The sequence below is a fragment of the Caulobacter sp. NIBR2454 genome (assembly GCF_027474405.1).
In the GTDB taxonomy this organism is placed as follows: Bacteria; Pseudomonadota; Alphaproteobacteria; order Caulobacterales; family Caulobacteraceae; genus Caulobacter.
The window spans coordinates 1,853,706-1,866,846 of the sequence record NZ_CP114871.1 but is presented as its reverse complement, the minus strand read 5'-3'; the positions used below and the strand labels follow the sequence as shown (position 1 = coordinate 1,866,846).

Below are 13,141 nucleotides of genomic sequence, written 5' to 3'. Positions count from 1 at the left end.
ACATATGCTGATAGCAATCGCGACCGATGAAGATCAATCAGCGCCGACGCGCAAACAGCGGCCAAGACAAGTCTTGAATTTGACAAGCTTGGCCACACTTGAGAACGAGGTCAGGCTGGTTTTCATGCGCTCCAGATATCTCGTCTCCTTGGCGGCCGTCGTCGCCCTCACCCTGGCTGCGGGCTGCTCGCCTTCGCCTCAGAGCGCGGCCGACACCGCCGACTCGCAGCCATCGGTGGGCAGTCGCATGACGGTGATCAGCGCCGACATTTTGGTGCTGGACGGCAAGCATATCCGCCTCGGTAACGCCTTCGCGCCGGAGACTATCCCTGACGCCCGCTGCTGGGCCGAAGCCGTCGCCGCCCGCCAGGCCACGGGCGTCGTTCAGCGGCTGATCAACAACGCCCGCACAGTCACCGTCGAACCGACCGGGGGGCAAGACGAGTACAACCGCGCTTTCTCTATCGTGATCCTCGACGGTCTGGATCTAGGTCAGGTCCTGATCGATAACGGCTTGGCCGCCAGACGCACGGCCGAGCGGTTCAATTGGTGCGATCCGATCAGCCGAAGCGCCCCCGGCGCGCCGGCGATCACGGCGCTGACCACCCCGCCTCGGCTCTGAGTGATATTGACCCGCGTTCGCGCGGGTGCGAGACCGCCCCCTTGCGGCCGCGTGGCCGGGCGCCGTTGGGGGACAAAGGTTTTGAGATCGGAGGCTGACCGTTCGGGCCGTCGCCGGCTCACCCAGTCCGAACTCGACATGCTGATGTCTGCCCACGCCAAGTTCGTGGGCCGCCAGCCGGGCGGCAAGCGCGCCGTACTCAAGTTCATGCATCTGTCGGGCCTCAACCTTTCGCGTCGAGACCTGTCAGGGGTCGATCTGTCGGCGTCGGTGCTGGAAGGCTGCGAGATGGCCGGCGTCAAGCTCACCGGCGCCAACCTGTTCGGCTGTGATCTGCGGCGGGCCGATCTGCGCGGCGCCAACCTCGTCGACGCTGACATGCGCGGCGTCTGCCTGCGTGGCGCCACCCTGGCCCAGGTCGACATGACCCGCGCCGACCTGCGCGCCGGCATTGTGGATGCGCCCACAGGCGGCGCGGCTGGCCCGGGCAAGAACGTCCACAGCGATCTTCGCGCCGCCGAACTCGACGAAGCCGACCTGCATGGCGCCACCCTGACCGACGCCCAATTCGACGACATGTCGGCCATGGCCGCCGACTTCTCCGATTGCGCGCTCAGCGGCGCGACCATGCAAGGCGCCAATCTGCGCGGCGCCAACTTCACCGGGGCGATCCTGCAAGGCGCCAATCTGACCAACGCCAATATCGAGAAAGCCAATTTCGAAGGCGCGGTCTTGATGCGCATCAACCTGACGGGCGCCAAATCCAAGGGCGCGCGGATGGGCGGTGTCGTGCTTGATCCCACCGAGGCGGCGCTCGAACGCGCTGAGACAGTCCATGCGGCGCTAATCCAACACGACCTATGGTGCCGCACCGATGGCGCCGAAGGCGCGCCGGCTGTTGTCGATGGCGAGGATCTGCGCCCGATTATCCACCTCCTGACCAACCTCAAGCTCACCGCGCTCAGCGCCCGACGAGCGTGCCTGGTCGGCCTGCGTATGGCGGGAGCCCAGCTGCAGGGAGCCCGTCTCGATGGCGCGGACCTGCGCGGATCGGATCTTTCAGGCGCCGACCTGCGGGGCGTGCGGATGATGGGCGCGAACCTGACCAAGACCATCCTGCGCAAGGCTATGCTCGGTCCGCTGCAGGTCGGAAGCCGCCATGTGACCGCCGATCTAAAGAGCGTGCGGGGCCGCTATCTGGATATCCAGAGCGCCGACCTGACCGGGGCCAGCTTCGAGGAGGCCGACCTGCGAGGCGCGAACTTCACGGGCGCGGAAATGAAGTCGGTGAATATGGCCCAAGTTGATCTGGCGCCGGTGATCGGCCTGTCTAGCTGAGCCAATGAGCACCGTACCGCAAACGCCGCGCTTTGCGCGCACCCTCAAGACCCGCCACATCCAGTTCATCGCCATCGGCGGCGCGATCGGCGCGGGCCTGTTCCTGGGAAGCGGCCAAGCGATCGCGCAGGCTGGACCCAGCGTCTTGCTGGCCTACGCCATGGCGGGTCTGGCCGTGTTCCTGATGGCCCGCGCCCTGGGCGAGCTGACGCTCAACCGCCCCTCGGTCCCGGCCTTCACCAGCCACGTGGACGATCTGGTCGGCCACTGGGCCGGCTTCATCTCCGGCTGGAGCTATTGGCTGATCTGGGTGTTGGTCGGCATCGCCGAGATCACGGCCGCTGGCGTCTTCGTGAAATTCTGGGCGCCGGATTTTCCCCAGTGGATCACAGCCCTCATCACTCTGGCCGGCCTGTTCCTGGCCAACCGTTTCGGTGTGCGCCTGTTTGGCGAGATCGAGTTCGCCCTGACCTTGATCAAGGTCGCGGCCATCGGCCTGCTGATCCTTGGCGGCGCCGCGCTTGTCGTGTTCGGCTTCGGGGCAACCAGCCAGGGGGCGTCGTTGGACAACCTATGGCGTCATGGCGGGCTTTTTCCCTTCGGAATGGCGGGCCTCTTGGCCGTGATCCCCACCGCCCTGTTCTCCTTTGGCGGCACCGAGCTGGTGGGCGTGACCGCGGCCGAAGCGGAAGACCCGGACAAGTCCGTCCCCAAGGCGATCAACGGCGTGATCGTGCGTATTCTGCTGTTCTATGTCGGCTCGCTGGCCGTGATCATGGCTGTGACGCCTTGGAACGGCATCCCGGCCGATGAAAGCCCCTTCGTGGCGGTGCTGGAGAAGATCGGTCTGTCCGGTGCGGCCGGCGTCATCAACTTCGTGGTGCTGTCGGCGGTGATCTCGTCGTGCAACAGCGGCATCTACGCCACCGGCCGCGTATTGTCGGACCTGGCTTCGCGCGGTCAGGCGCCTGCCCTGCTCGCCCGCAACAACAAGCGACAGCTGCCCGCCAACGCCATCACAGCCTCGACGCTGGCCATGCTGGTGGGCGTGGGCCTGAACTACACCTTCCCCGAACAAGTCTTCGGCTACGTCATGTCGCTGGTGGCGGCTCTGCTGCTGTGGACCTGGCTGATGGTGGTCCTGGCGCACTTCCGTTTCCGGCGCGGCCTCAAGCCCGAGGAACGAAAGACGACGCGCTTTCCGACACCGTTCTATCCCGTGTCCAACTTGATCGTGATCGCCTTCATCGCTCTCGTCACGATCGTGATGGCGATCGAGCCGGCGAGCCGACCGACCTTCTACACGGCCGTCATCTGGTTTGCGTCGCTGGGCGCCATTTACGCCGTGGTCGTCCGCCGCAAGGCTTAGGCGTCGATCGTCACATAGAGCTCGGAATCGATCATCCAGCGCCCGTCGATCCTACTCCATCCGGCTAGGTATGGCCCAGACAGGCCGTTTTCACCTTGCCAGTCGGCGACCCACCGCCCCTCCTCGGCCGCGCGGTCGCCGGACAGGTCGATCGTGATTTTCGAGGGCGTGCGGACATAGGCGACAAACGCCGGATCCTTGAACTGGCTCTTGAAGGCGGCGATCAGCTCGTCCACGCCAGTGATCAGCGACCCGTCACCGACGATCACCTTCACGTCGGGAGCAAAGAAGCCGCGCAGCTTGGCTGCGTCGTGCTTGGCGATGGCCTCGTTGCTCATTCGCCGCCGCGCCCGGATCAGGGTTTCGGCCGCCTCGTTCACAGGGCGATCTCGATCGCCATGCCGTCGTAGGCCGGCTCGACCCCCGCCGGCAGCTTGGCGCGCACGTCGTTGTAGTCGATATCGATGTGCATGTTTGTCAGGATAGCGCGCTTGGGCTTCACGCGCTCGATCCAGCCCAGGGTCTTTTCGACATGGGCGTGGGTCGGATGCGGCGTCCAGCGCAGGGCGTCGATGATCCAGACATCCAGTCCCTCCAGCGCCGAAAAGCTGCTTTCCGGAATATCGCGGACATCAGGGCAATAGGCAGCGTTTCCAAGGCGATAGCCGACGGAACGGATCTCGCCGTGATCCAGATCGAACGTGCTGATCGGGATCGACCCCGACGGTCCATCCACCGACCAGGGCTGGCCATGTGGCGGGATCACCCAAGGCTCGCAGATGGCGGGATAGCCACCCTTGGCGTGGAAGATGTAGTCAAACTTGGTCACCAGGCTGGCGTGGGTCGGATGATCCATGAAGGTCGGGATCGGGACCCGCTGCTTCTGGAAGAAGGCCCGCAGATCGTCGATGCCATGGGTCTGATCCGCATGGTCGTGGGTCATCAGGACGGCGTCCACTCGCCGGACCTTGGCGGCGATGAACTGCTCGCGAAGGTCTGGCGAGGTGTCGATGACGACCGTCGTCTCGTCGGAGCCCTTGCGGCGCGCCAGCAGCGAGCAGCGCGTGCGGCGGTTCCTGGGCTCGGCCGGATCGCAGTCGCCCCAGTTCCCATCTGCCCGCGGCACGCCCCCGGAAGAGCCGCAACCCAGGATCGTCAGCTCCAGCATACAGGTCATTTGCGGGGTATCCGGTCGAACAGGGCGAAGAACGCATCTTCCGTCCGCTGCTCGGCCTCCTCGCGCGACCAGCCCCGGATCTCGCCCAGCTTGTCGACGATGTGCGGCAGATAGGCGGGCTCATTGCGCCGCCCGCGCATCGGTACGGGCGCCAAGTACGGGCAGTCCGTCTCGACGATAATCCGGTCAGCCGGCATGTCGGCGATCACCGCCCGCACGTCTTCAGCCTGCTTGAAGGTGGCGATGCCCGATACCGAAAACCACGCCCCCAGCGCCGCCGCCCGCCGGGCAAGCTCCGCGCCGCTGGTGTAGCAGTGCATCAAGAGCTTGAACGGGCCCTTGGCGTGCTCCTCCTCGAGGATCTGACCCATGATGTCATCGGCCTCGCGGGTGTGGACGACCAACGGCAGGCCAGTTTGTCGCGCCGCCGCCACATGGGCGCGGAACACCTGGGCCTGCACGTCGCGGGGGGACAGGTCATAGTGAAAATCCAGACCACACTCCCCGATCCCGATCACCTTCGGCCGCGCCGCCAGATCGATCAGGGTCTGGGCGGCAAGCTGCGGATTTTCCTTGGCTTCATGAGGGTGGGTCCCGACCGTCGCCCAGATGTCGTCATGCGCCATGGCGATGGCGTGTACCGCCTCGAAGGACGAGACCTTATCGCTGATGGTCACCATCAGCTCGATACCCGCCGCGCGGGCGCGATCGATGACCTCCGCCTGGTCCTCGGCGAACTGGGGGGCGTGCAGGTTGACGTGGCTGTCGATCAGCATGGGCGGGTAAGCAACTCAAAAGGCTCTGATTTTGGCGGCGGCGCGAAGCTCGCGCACTGCCGAGAAGAAGGCGTCGGCCCGATCAAGGTTCACCGCCTCGACCCTATCGGGCAGAGCCGTCAGGGTGGACCAAGCGGCGGCCCAGCCATCCAATCCCAACCCCCGCCCCTCGGCCGCCTCGCGGGCTGTGAAAGCGTGGATGCGGTCGGCCAAGCGATCGATCACGGCGGAGAACCGCTGCATGCCGTCGCTGCCGCGAAAGGTGTCCGCCAGGGCCAGCAGCCCGGCTTCATCGGCCTGGGGCAGGCCCATTAAAATCTCACGCGCCGCGTCGTCCGCCGCCAGGGCGCCGTTGGCGGCGAGCTGCAGCGCCATCCCCGGCGCGCCGCGCGCCATGCGGGCCAGACGCAGGGCGTTCTCCCCCTGGGCGACGCCCATATCCTCTAACATGGCGACGGCCGCGTCCTCTGACCCGGCGCCCATCGCCAAGCGACGGCAACGCGAGCGAATGGTCGGCAGCAGCTTGCCCGGCGCGTGGGAGATCAGGAACAGTACGCCGCGCCCTTGAGGCTCCTCAAGAGTTTTTAGCAAGGCATTGGCGGCGTTGACGTTCAGGTCGTCAGCAGCGTCGATGATGGCTACCCGGTACGGCGAGCTTGCTGGCGCCTTCGAGAAGAACTCCGGTAGACGACGGGCCTCTTCGACGGGGATCACCTTACGGACCTTGCCGTCTTCGCCGATGCGCTCCAGCACCATCAGGTCGGGGTGTGACCGGGCGCTGATCTGTCGGCAGACAGGATCGTTGGGATCCGACCCCAGACCGCCGCCCAAGGGCCGCGCGCCCATCAAGCGTCGTGCCGCGCGATAGGCGAAGGTGGCTTTCCCTACACCCTCGGGTCCCGTCAGCAGCCATGCGTGGTGTAGCCGCTCGCGCTCCAGGGCGTCGGCGAAGCTGGCCTCGGCCACTTCCTGTCCGGCCAGGGCGAAGACGTCACGCGGGTGCGGGGGCGCGGCCATCAGCGGGCCTTCAGCCGCGGCTCCACCGCGGCCCAGATGGCGCCTTCCACCGCGTCGATGGACTGATCTGCCGCGACCACGACGCATCGGCCCGGCTCCCGCTCCGCGATGGCCAGGAAAGCCGCACGCAAGCGCTCGTGAAAAGCCTGCCCCTTGGACTCGAAACGGGCTTCGCCGCCGCCCCGGCTGGCGGCGCGCGCCAGGCCCTCGGTCACCGGCAAATCAAGGATCAGGGTTAGATCTGGCCAGGCCCCTTCGACCACATGGCGCTCCATGGCTTCGATCAGGTCTGGATCGACGTCGCCGCCGGCGCCCTGATAGGCGCGCGTGGAGTCGGCGAAGCGATCACACAGCACGATGCAGCCGCGCTCCAGCGCAGGGCGGATCACGCGCTCCAGGTGGTCGCGCCGCGCGGCGTACATGAGAAGGGTTTCGGTGACGGCGGACCACTTCTCGGCCGGCCCATTCAACACCAGATCGCGGATCGCCTCCGCGCCTTCGGAGCCGCCAGGCTCACGGGTCAAGACGACCTCATGCCCGGCGACATTCAGGCGTTGGGCCAACCGACGGATCTGGGTTGATTTCCCAGCCCCCTCGCCGCCCTCGAATGTGATGAAGATGCCGGTCGTCACGCTCCGTTCAATCGACTGGAACGCACGCCTTGTCCAGAACCTAGAACGGCTTCAGCACCGTCGCGTCGGGAAAGCCGAACGATGCGGCGGCGTCGCGCAGCTCCAGCGCCGCGGTCTCGTCAGGCGCAGGCCCCATGACCACGCGATAGAGCGTCACCCCGCCGCGATCGGTGGGTTCAATGATCGCCAAGCCCGCTTCAGACAGCAGTTGCACCGCCCGTTCGGCGTTGGCGCGGCTGGAAAAGGCCCCGGCCTGCACGCGATAGACCCGCGAACCCGGCGCGACGCTCAGAGGCGGTGAATAGGTGGGACCGGGCATATAGCTAGCCGTCGAGCCGATCGGCGGCAGCGACGTGGAATAGACCGGTTCGCGCGATGGGGGTGTATAGATCGCCGGCGCCGGCGGCGGAGGCGGTGGCGCGGCGGCCACCATCACGGGCTTGGGGGTCTTGGCGTAGCGCTTGGGCTGATCGAAGGGCGTCGGCTTGCCGGCTGGGCCGATATAGCGAACCCGCACCCGGGCTACGCCCGCGTTCTTGAAGCCCAACTCGTCGGCCGCAGCCTTAGACAGGTCGATGATCCTGTCGCCCACAAAGGGGCCTCGATCATTGACGCGCACCCGCATGGTGCGGCCATTGTCCAGATTCTTGACCTCCACGATCGACGGCAGCGGCAGCGTCTTGTGGGCCGCCGACGGCAGGTCCATGTCGAAGACCTCGCCATTGGCCGTGTGGCGGTTGTGGAACTGCTCGCCGTACCAGGAGCCGATCCCGGTCTCGTCATAGTTTGGCTGTTCCATCGGTCGGTACCAGACGCCCCGCACCTGATAGGGCTTCATGGTCCCGCGCAGCGGCTTTCCATCCTTGTCCTGCCAGGCGCGCGCGGGCGGCGGCGACTTGCTGGCCAGCGACGGACCGTTCTTGGTCGGCATGGGCGTGGCGCACGCCGCCAGGCCCGCGGTCGCCAGGAGCACGGCGGCCAGGGCGCGCGCAGATCCGAATGGAAGACGAGCGATCATGCCCGTCATGGTGAATCAAAGGTTTTTAAGGGGCGTTAACCGCCGTGGTTAACATCAAGCCGCTGGAGCCCCTCGCCCTGCCCTGATATAGGCGCGCTCCCGAGGACGTAATCGCCCTCAAGGACAGGTGGCCGAGTGGTTTAAGGCAGCGGTCTTGAAAACCGCCGTAGGTGAGAGCCTACCGTGGGTTCGAATCCCACCCTGTCCGCCAGCCACCCGAGGGCCAGATGGCCAAGACCACACCCGCCACGCTCGCCCTGGACAATGCCGGCGTCGCCTACACGCTTCAGACTTACGAGTACGACCCCGGCGCTGAGCGCGTAGGCCTGCAGGCGGCCGAGGCCATGGGCGTGACGCCGGATCGGGTGCTCAAGACCCTGATGGTCAAGGCGGACGGCAAGCCGGCCTGCGTGGTCATCCCTTCCGACCGGGAGGTGAGCATGAAGCGACTGGCCGCGGCTCTGGGCGCCAAGTCGGCCGAGATGATGCCGCCGCCCGAGGCCGAGCGCCTGACCGGCTTCAAGGTCGGCGGAATCAGCCCCTTTGGCCAAAAGCGCAAGGTGCCCACCGTCGTCGAAGCCGATGCTCAAGTCTTCGACGAGGTCTTCGTCAACGGCGGCCAGCGGGGCCTTCAGGTGCGGCTCAAGCCCGCCGACCTGATCGCCGCCCTGGACGCCAGGGCGGCCGCGGTCAGCTCGGCCGGCTGAGGTTGTAGGCGCACAGCTTGTTGCCATCCAGGTCGCGGAAATAGGCGAAGTACATGCCGGGCATGCGTTCGCCCGGCGCGCCGTCGCACACGCCCCCAAGCGCAAGCGCCTTGGCATGAAAGGCGTCGACCTCGGCCTGGGTATCGAACCCAAAGCCCGCCATGGTCCCGTTGCCGATGCAGGCCTCGCCGCCATCGAATGGGCCAAGCACGCCGAACATGCCCACGCCCTTGCCGCGATAAAGACGCCCGCCGCTAGGATGTTCGTAGACGGGGTTCATCTCGATTGACCCCAAAAGCGCGTCGTAGAACGCCTTGGCGTCCTCCAGCCTGTTGGAGCCGACGGTGAAATAGTTGAGCTTGGCCAAGGCGCCCTCCGAGTTGGTATTTTAAAGCAACGCTATCACGACCTCCGCGCCTGGCAATGATCCTCGGTTGCGTCCCGCCGCCGGGCCGCTATCGTCCCCGCGCCGGACGGGGGTTCGGCCAAGTTTTGGGGGAACTATGCGTAATCTTGTTTCGCTGCTGGCCGGCGTCGGCGCCGCCGCGCTCATGGCCTGCACGGCCGCTCCGGCCCTTGCCCATGCCGCCGCCGAACCGGCCGCCGCGCCCGTCCGCGCCTCGCTCAATCCGGCTCCGGCCCGCAAGAGCGGCGAAGGCTTTGGTCCCTACCGAAAAATGGTGATCCGGGGCGTGACCCTGGTGGACGGCACCGGCGCCCCGCCGCGCGGCCCGGTCGATATCGTCATCGAGAACGACAAGATCACCGATGTGCTGCAGGCCGGCTGGCCGGGCCTGCCGCTCAAACCTAATCGCGAGCCGCGCGACGCCGACCATGAGATCGACGCCACCGGCATGTACGCCCTGCCCGGCTTTGTCGACATGCACGCCCACGCGGGCACCCCGCAGAAGGCCGCCGACCTGGAGTATGTCTACAAGCTGTGGCTCGCCCACGGCGTCACCACGGTGCGAGGTGTCAGCCTGGCGCCCCAGGCCATCGCGTCGTCGGAAAAGAACCGCAGCGCCCGAGGCGAGATCGTCGCGCCGCGCATCTACAACTATCAGACCATCGGGTCGGGCTGGACCGGGGGCCGCATCACCGGCCCGGACAAGGCCCGCGCCTGGGTGCAGTGGGCGTCCAAGAACAATATCGACGGCATCAAGTTTTTCGGCTGGAACGACGAGACGCCCGAAGTGCTTCTCGCCGCCATCGACGAGGCCAAGAAGGTGGGCATGGGCACCGTCGCCCACATCGCCCAGCCAGGCGTGGCCAGCCTGAACGCCAAGCAGATGGGCGAGGCCGGCCTTGGCACGGTCACCCACTTCTACGGCCACTTTGAGTCGCTGCTCTCCAATGGGCGGCTGCAGAAGTACCCCACCGACTACAACTTCTATGATGAGGCCAAGCGCTTTGGCGAAGCGGCCGAAATCTGGGACGAGATTGAGCCCGGCTCCGACGCCTGGTTCGAGTACCTGAAGGGTCAGAAGGCCGCGGGCGTCAACTTCGACCCCACCATGACCATCTACGCCGCCTCGCGCGACCTGATGAAGGCCAAGAACGCCGACTGGCACTCGACCTACACCCTGCCGACCCTGAAGGACTACTACCAGTCCACCCGCGACAACCACGGCAGCTACTTCTTCGACTGGACCACCAGCAACGAGGTGGCGTGGCGCAATTTCTATAGCCGCTTCATGCGGCTGATGAACGACTACAAGAACATGGGCGGGCGGGTCACGACCGGCTCGGACAGCGGCTTCATCTGGAAGCTCTACGGCTTTGGCTACATCGAGGAGCTGGAGCTGCTGCAAGAGGCCGGCTTCACCCCGCTGGAGGTTATCCAGGCCGCCACCATCAACGGCGCCCAAACCCTGGCCGATCCCAAGCGCGAGGCCCCCACCTTCGGCATCGTCAAACCTGGCTACAGCGCCGATCTGGTGATCACGCCGGAGAATCCGCTAGCCAACTTCAAGACCCTCTACGGCACGGGCCACCAGCGCCTGAGCCCGGAGAACAAGATCGAGACGGTCGGCGGCGTCAAATGGACCGTCACCCGCGGCGTCGCCTACGACGCCAAGGCCCTGCTGGCCGACGTGAAGGCCATGGTCGACAAGCAAAAGGCCGATCGCGGCGACAAGTAGCGGCTCAGTCCGGGGCGGGCCACAAACGGGCCGCCCCGCGCACGCCGGAGCTGTCGCCCCATTGCGCCGGAGCGATCTTGGCGTCCCACGCATCCGAAAAGACGTGAGAGCGGATCACGGCCGGTAAGCGCTCGTAGAGCTCGCCCACGTTCGACATTCCGCCGCCTAGGATGAAGACGTCCGGGTCGATCAGATTGCACACTACGGCCATGGCGCGACCCAGGCGGTCGACGTACCGATCAAAGGCGGCCATGGCCTCGGCCTCGCCCGCCCGCATGGCGGCGATGATCGCCTCGCCGGTCAGTTCTTTGCCGGTCGCGCTCCCATAGTCCCTCCCAAAGCCGGTGCCCGACACCCAGGTCTCCAGGCAATTGATCTGGCCGCACCAGCAAGTGTGCCCGGGAAGTTCATCCCCCCGCGGCCAGGGCAGCGGCGTATGTCCCCACTCCCCAGCGATAGCGTTGGCGCCGGTGATCAGCCTACCGTCGAACACCACCCCGCCGCCGCACCCCGTGCCGACGATGATCGCGAACACGCCCTTGGCGCCCGCGCCGGCCCCATCGACGGCTTCCGACAACGCCAGGCAGTTGGCGTCATTTTCCATGCGGATCGGCCGGCCAAGGGCCTTGGCCAGATCCACGTCGAACGGACGGCCATTCAGATAGGTGGAGTTGGAGTTGCGCATGAGCCCGCTGCGCGGCGATACCGAACCAGGGCCGCCAATGCCGACGGAGCCCTGCTCGCCGACCTTCGCCTCCACGCGCGCGATCAGATCGACCACGGCGGCGATGGCGGCGTCATAGTCGCCGGGATTGGGCTCGCGCAGCCGGGCCAAAAAGCGGCCCTCGGCGTCCAGGGCGGCGGCCTCGATCTTGGTGCCGCCGAAATCGACGCCGATCTGCATGCTCAGCCTGCCCAATCTCAGCCAGCGAGGAACTTGCGCAGGAACCGCTTGGTCCGCTCTTCCTTTGGCGCAGCAAACAGCGCCTTGGACGGCCCCTGCTCCACCACCACCCCGCCGTCCATGAAGATGGTCCGGTCGGCCACGTCGCGGGCGAAGGTCATCTCGTGGGTGACGATGACCATGGAGCGCTTCTCCTGCGCCAGGTCGCGGATGGTCGCCAGGACCTCGCCCACCAGTTCAGGATCCAGCGCGCTGGTCGGCTCGTCGAACAAGATGACGTCCGGACGCATGGCCAGGGCGCGGGCGATAGCCACCCGCTGCTGCTGGCCCCCAGACAGGCGCGAAGGATAGGCGTCAGCCTTCTCGGCCAGTCCGACCTTGGCCAGGAGCTCGCGGCCACGCAGGGCGGCCGCCTGGCGCGGTTCCTTCTTCACGATCACCGGGCCCTCGATGACGTTCTCAAGCGCCGTCCGGTGCGGGAAAAGATTGAAGCTCTGGAACACGAAGCCGACGTGCAGGCGCAGGTCGCGCACCGCCGCCTTCTGCTTTGCTAGCGGCCTCGCGCCGTCGATCTCGACGCCCGCCACGCGGACCGTTCCCCCATCAGGCGCCTCCAGCGCATTCAGGCAGCGCAGCAGGGTCGTCTTGCCTGAACCGCTGGGGCCGATAATGGCCACCACCTCTCCCTCGCCAACCGTCAGGTCGACGCCCTTGAGAATCTCGTTTTCACCGAAGCGCTTCTTCAGACCTCGGACCTCGATCATGCTCATCGGTCGGCCTCGCGGCTGTGGCGGCTGGCGCGCCTTTCGGCCATGCTTTGCAGCGCCGCCAACCCTGTCGAGACGATCCAATAGATCGCCGCCGCCGACAGATACATGGCGAAGATCTCATAGGTCCGCGCGGTGATCAGCTGCGCCTGTCGGAACAGCTCGGGCACCTGGATGGTCGCCGCCAGCGACGTATCCTTGACCAGGCCGATGAAGCTATTGCCCAGCGGCGGCAGGGCGGTGCGCGCCGCTTGCGGCAGGATCACGCGGACCATGGTCTGGCCGCGGTTCATGCCGATCGCGCTGGCCGCTTCCCATTGCCCGCGGTCGACGGCAGCGATGGCGCCGCGCAGGATTTCGGAGGCATAGGCGGCCACGTTCAGGGTGAAGCCGATGATCGCCGACGGCATCGGTTCGATCTCGATCCCCAGGGTCGGCAGGCCGTAATAGATCAGGAACAGCTGCACCAGCAGCGGGGTGCCCCGGAACGCCGAGACATAGACCGCCGCGATCCAGCGCAGCGGCGCGACCGTCGACAGCCGCATCATCGCCAGGCCAAACCCCAGCAGAAGGCCCAGGGCCATGCTGCTTACCGCCAGCACGACGGTGTAGAGGCAGCCCTTCAGAAGGAAGGGCGCGGACTGCACGATCAGGGAGAGGCCCGTCTCCATCC

At 66.4% G+C, this 13,141-nt stretch carries 15 protein-coding genes and 1 tRNA gene; 6 read left to right on the top strand and 10 right to left on the bottom strand.

Annotation, left to right across the window (positions count from 1 at the left end):
* The first annotated feature begins 124 nt into the window (after positions 1 to 124).
* The 3 genes from O5K31_RS09180 (at position 125) to O5K31_RS09170 (ending at position 3,329) form a co-directional block, all read left to right on the top strand.
* Positions 125 to 622 carry a thermonuclease family protein gene (locus O5K31_RS09180; RefSeq protein ID WP_269713273.1) on the top strand — a complete coding sequence of 166 codons (498 nt, stop codon included), beginning with the start codon at positions 125 to 127 and terminating at the stop codon, positions 620 to 622.
* 81 nt (positions 623 to 703) lie between these two features.
* Complete coding sequence (locus O5K31_RS09175; protein WP_269713272.1) at positions 704 to 1,960, top strand: pentapeptide repeat-containing protein; 1,257 nt, start codon at positions 704 to 706, stop codon at positions 1,958 to 1,960.
* A gap of 4 nt (positions 1,961 to 1,964) precedes the next feature.
* Entirely contained in the window at positions 1,965 to 3,329 is a 1,365-nt protein-coding gene (locus O5K31_RS09170) for an amino acid permease (RefSeq protein ID WP_269713271.1), read from the top strand.
* On the opposite strand, the gene O5K31_RS09165 is transcribed toward O5K31_RS09170, so the two are convergent.
* From O5K31_RS09165 to O5K31_RS09140, 6 genes are read right to left on the bottom strand one after another with little or no spacing between them, the layout of a single operon-like run.
* Positions 3,326 to 3,709, bottom strand: coding sequence for a YybH family protein (locus O5K31_RS09165; protein ID WP_269713270.1), 384 nt, complete (start codon positions 3,707 to 3,709; stop codon positions 3,326 to 3,328). The genes O5K31_RS09170 and O5K31_RS09165 overlap by 4 nt on opposite strands.
* Positions 3,706 to 4,506: an MBL fold metallo-hydrolase gene (locus O5K31_RS09160; RefSeq protein ID WP_269713269.1), complete on the bottom strand. Its 801-nt coding sequence runs from the start codon at positions 4,504 to 4,506 to the stop codon at positions 3,706 to 3,708. Before O5K31_RS09160 ends, O5K31_RS09165 begins: the two co-directional genes overlap by 4 nt.
* Positions 4,503 to 5,282, bottom strand: coding sequence for a TatD family hydrolase (locus tag O5K31_RS09155; protein ID WP_269713268.1), 780 nt, complete (start codon positions 5,280 to 5,282; stop codon positions 4,503 to 4,505). Before O5K31_RS09155 ends, O5K31_RS09160 begins: the two co-directional genes overlap by 4 nt.
* A 15-nt stretch (positions 5,283 to 5,297) precedes the next feature.
* A complete protein-coding gene (locus O5K31_RS09150) occupies positions 5,298 to 6,299 on the bottom strand; it encodes a DNA polymerase III subunit delta' (protein WP_269713267.1) in 1,002 nt (333 codons plus the stop codon).
* The gene (tmk, locus tag O5K31_RS09145) at positions 6,299 to 6,931 is read right to left on the bottom strand and encodes a dTMP kinase (RefSeq protein ID WP_269713266.1); all 633 of its coding nucleotides are present in this window, start codon (positions 6,929 to 6,931) and stop codon (positions 6,299 to 6,301) included. The genes O5K31_RS09150 and tmk overlap by 1 nt, the downstream gene beginning before the upstream one ends.
* Before the next feature lie 40 nt (positions 6,932 to 6,971).
* On the bottom strand, positions 6,972 to 7,958 hold the full coding sequence (locus O5K31_RS09140) for a septal ring lytic transglycosylase RlpA family protein (protein WP_332367255.1): 987 nt from the start codon (positions 7,956 to 7,958) through the stop codon (positions 6,972 to 6,974).
* Positions 7,959 to 8,070: 112 nt separating this feature from the next.
* On the opposite strand from O5K31_RS09140, the gene O5K31_RS09135 reads away from it, so the two are divergent.
* Both O5K31_RS09135 and ybaK read left to right on the top strand, forming a co-directional pair.
* Positions 8,071 to 8,160 (top strand) — tRNA-Ser (locus O5K31_RS09135).
* A gap of 16 nt (positions 8,161 to 8,176) precedes the next feature.
* Entirely contained in the window at positions 8,177 to 8,656 is a 480-nt protein-coding gene (ybaK, locus tag O5K31_RS09130; protein ID WP_269713265.1) for a Cys-tRNA(Pro) deacylase, read from the top strand.
* Here ybaK and O5K31_RS09125 read toward each other — a convergent pair.
* On the bottom strand, positions 8,640 to 9,023 hold the full coding sequence (locus O5K31_RS09125; RefSeq protein ID WP_269713264.1) for a VOC family protein: 384 nt from the start codon (positions 9,021 to 9,023) through the stop codon (positions 8,640 to 8,642). The two genes, ybaK and O5K31_RS09125, sit on opposite strands and share 17 nt — an antisense overlap.
* 136 nt (positions 9,024 to 9,159) lie before the next feature.
* On the opposite strand from O5K31_RS09125, the gene O5K31_RS09120 reads away from it, so the two are divergent.
* On the top strand, positions 9,160 to 10,797 hold the full coding sequence (locus O5K31_RS09120) for an amidohydrolase family protein (RefSeq protein ID WP_269713263.1): 1,638 nt from the start codon (positions 9,160 to 9,162) through the stop codon (positions 10,795 to 10,797).
* 4 nt (positions 10,798 to 10,801) lie between these two features.
* On the opposite strand, the gene O5K31_RS09115 is transcribed toward O5K31_RS09120, so the two are convergent.
* Genes O5K31_RS09115 through tcyL form a run of 3 tightly spaced genes read right to left on the bottom strand, consistent with a single transcriptional unit; the run spans position 10,802 to position 13,139 of the window.
* Positions 10,802 to 11,701 (bottom strand): ROK family protein, encoded by a 900-nt coding sequence (locus tag O5K31_RS09115; protein ID WP_269713262.1) that lies wholly within the window; start codon positions 11,699 to 11,701, stop codon positions 10,802 to 10,804.
* Positions 11,702 to 11,718: 17 nt separating this feature from the next.
* The gene (tcyN, locus tag O5K31_RS09110; protein ID WP_269713261.1) at positions 11,719 to 12,471 is read right to left on the bottom strand and encodes an L-cystine ABC transporter ATP-binding protein TcyN; all 753 of its coding nucleotides are present in this window, start codon (positions 12,469 to 12,471) and stop codon (positions 11,719 to 11,721) included.
* Complete coding sequence (gene tcyL / locus O5K31_RS09105; protein ID WP_269713260.1) at positions 12,468 to 13,139, bottom strand: cystine ABC transporter permease; 672 nt, start codon at positions 13,137 to 13,139, stop codon at positions 12,468 to 12,470. The genes tcyN and tcyL overlap by 4 nt, the downstream gene beginning before the upstream one ends.
* Positions 13,140 to 13,141 lie beyond the last annotated feature (2 nt).

Coding starts and splice junctions, on each gene's coding strand:
- O5K31_RS09180 (WP_269713273.1), top strand. CDS start 125: ATGCGCTCCAGATATCTCGTCTCCTTGGCGGCCGTCGTCGCCCTCACC.
- O5K31_RS09170 (WP_269713271.1), top strand. CDS start 1,965: ATGAGCACCGTACCGCAAACGCCGCGCTTTGCGCGCACCCTCAAGACC.
- O5K31_RS09160 (WP_269713269.1), bottom strand. CDS start 4,506: ATGACCTGTATGCTGGAGCTGACGATCCTGGGTTGCGGCTCTTCCGGG.
- O5K31_RS09155 (WP_269713268.1), bottom strand. CDS start 5,282: ATGCTGATCGACAGCCACGTCAACCTGCACGCCCCCCAGTTCGCCGAG.
- O5K31_RS09150 (WP_269713267.1), bottom strand. CDS start 6,299: ATGGCCGCGCCCCCGCACCCGCGTGACGTCTTCGCCCTGGCCGGACAG.
- O5K31_RS09140 (WP_332367255.1), bottom strand. CDS start 7,958: ATGACGGGCATGATCGCTCGTCTTCCATTCGGATCTGCGCGCGCCCTG.
- ybaK (WP_269713265.1), top strand. CDS start 8,177: ATGGCCAAGACCACACCCGCCACGCTCGCCCTGGACAATGCCGGCGTC.
- O5K31_RS09120 (WP_269713263.1), top strand. CDS start 9,160: ATGCGTAATCTTGTTTCGCTGCTGGCCGGCGTCGGCGCCGCCGCGCTC.
- O5K31_RS09115 (WP_269713262.1), bottom strand. CDS start 11,701: ATGCAGATCGGCGTCGATTTCGGCGGCACCAAGATCGAGGCCGCCGCC.
- tcyN (WP_269713261.1), bottom strand. CDS start 12,471: ATGAGCATGATCGAGGTCCGAGGTCTGAAGAAGCGCTTCGGTGAAAAC.
- tcyL (WP_269713260.1), bottom strand. CDS start 13,139: ATGGAGACGGGCCTCTCCCTGATCGTGCAGTCCGCGCCCTTCCTTCTG.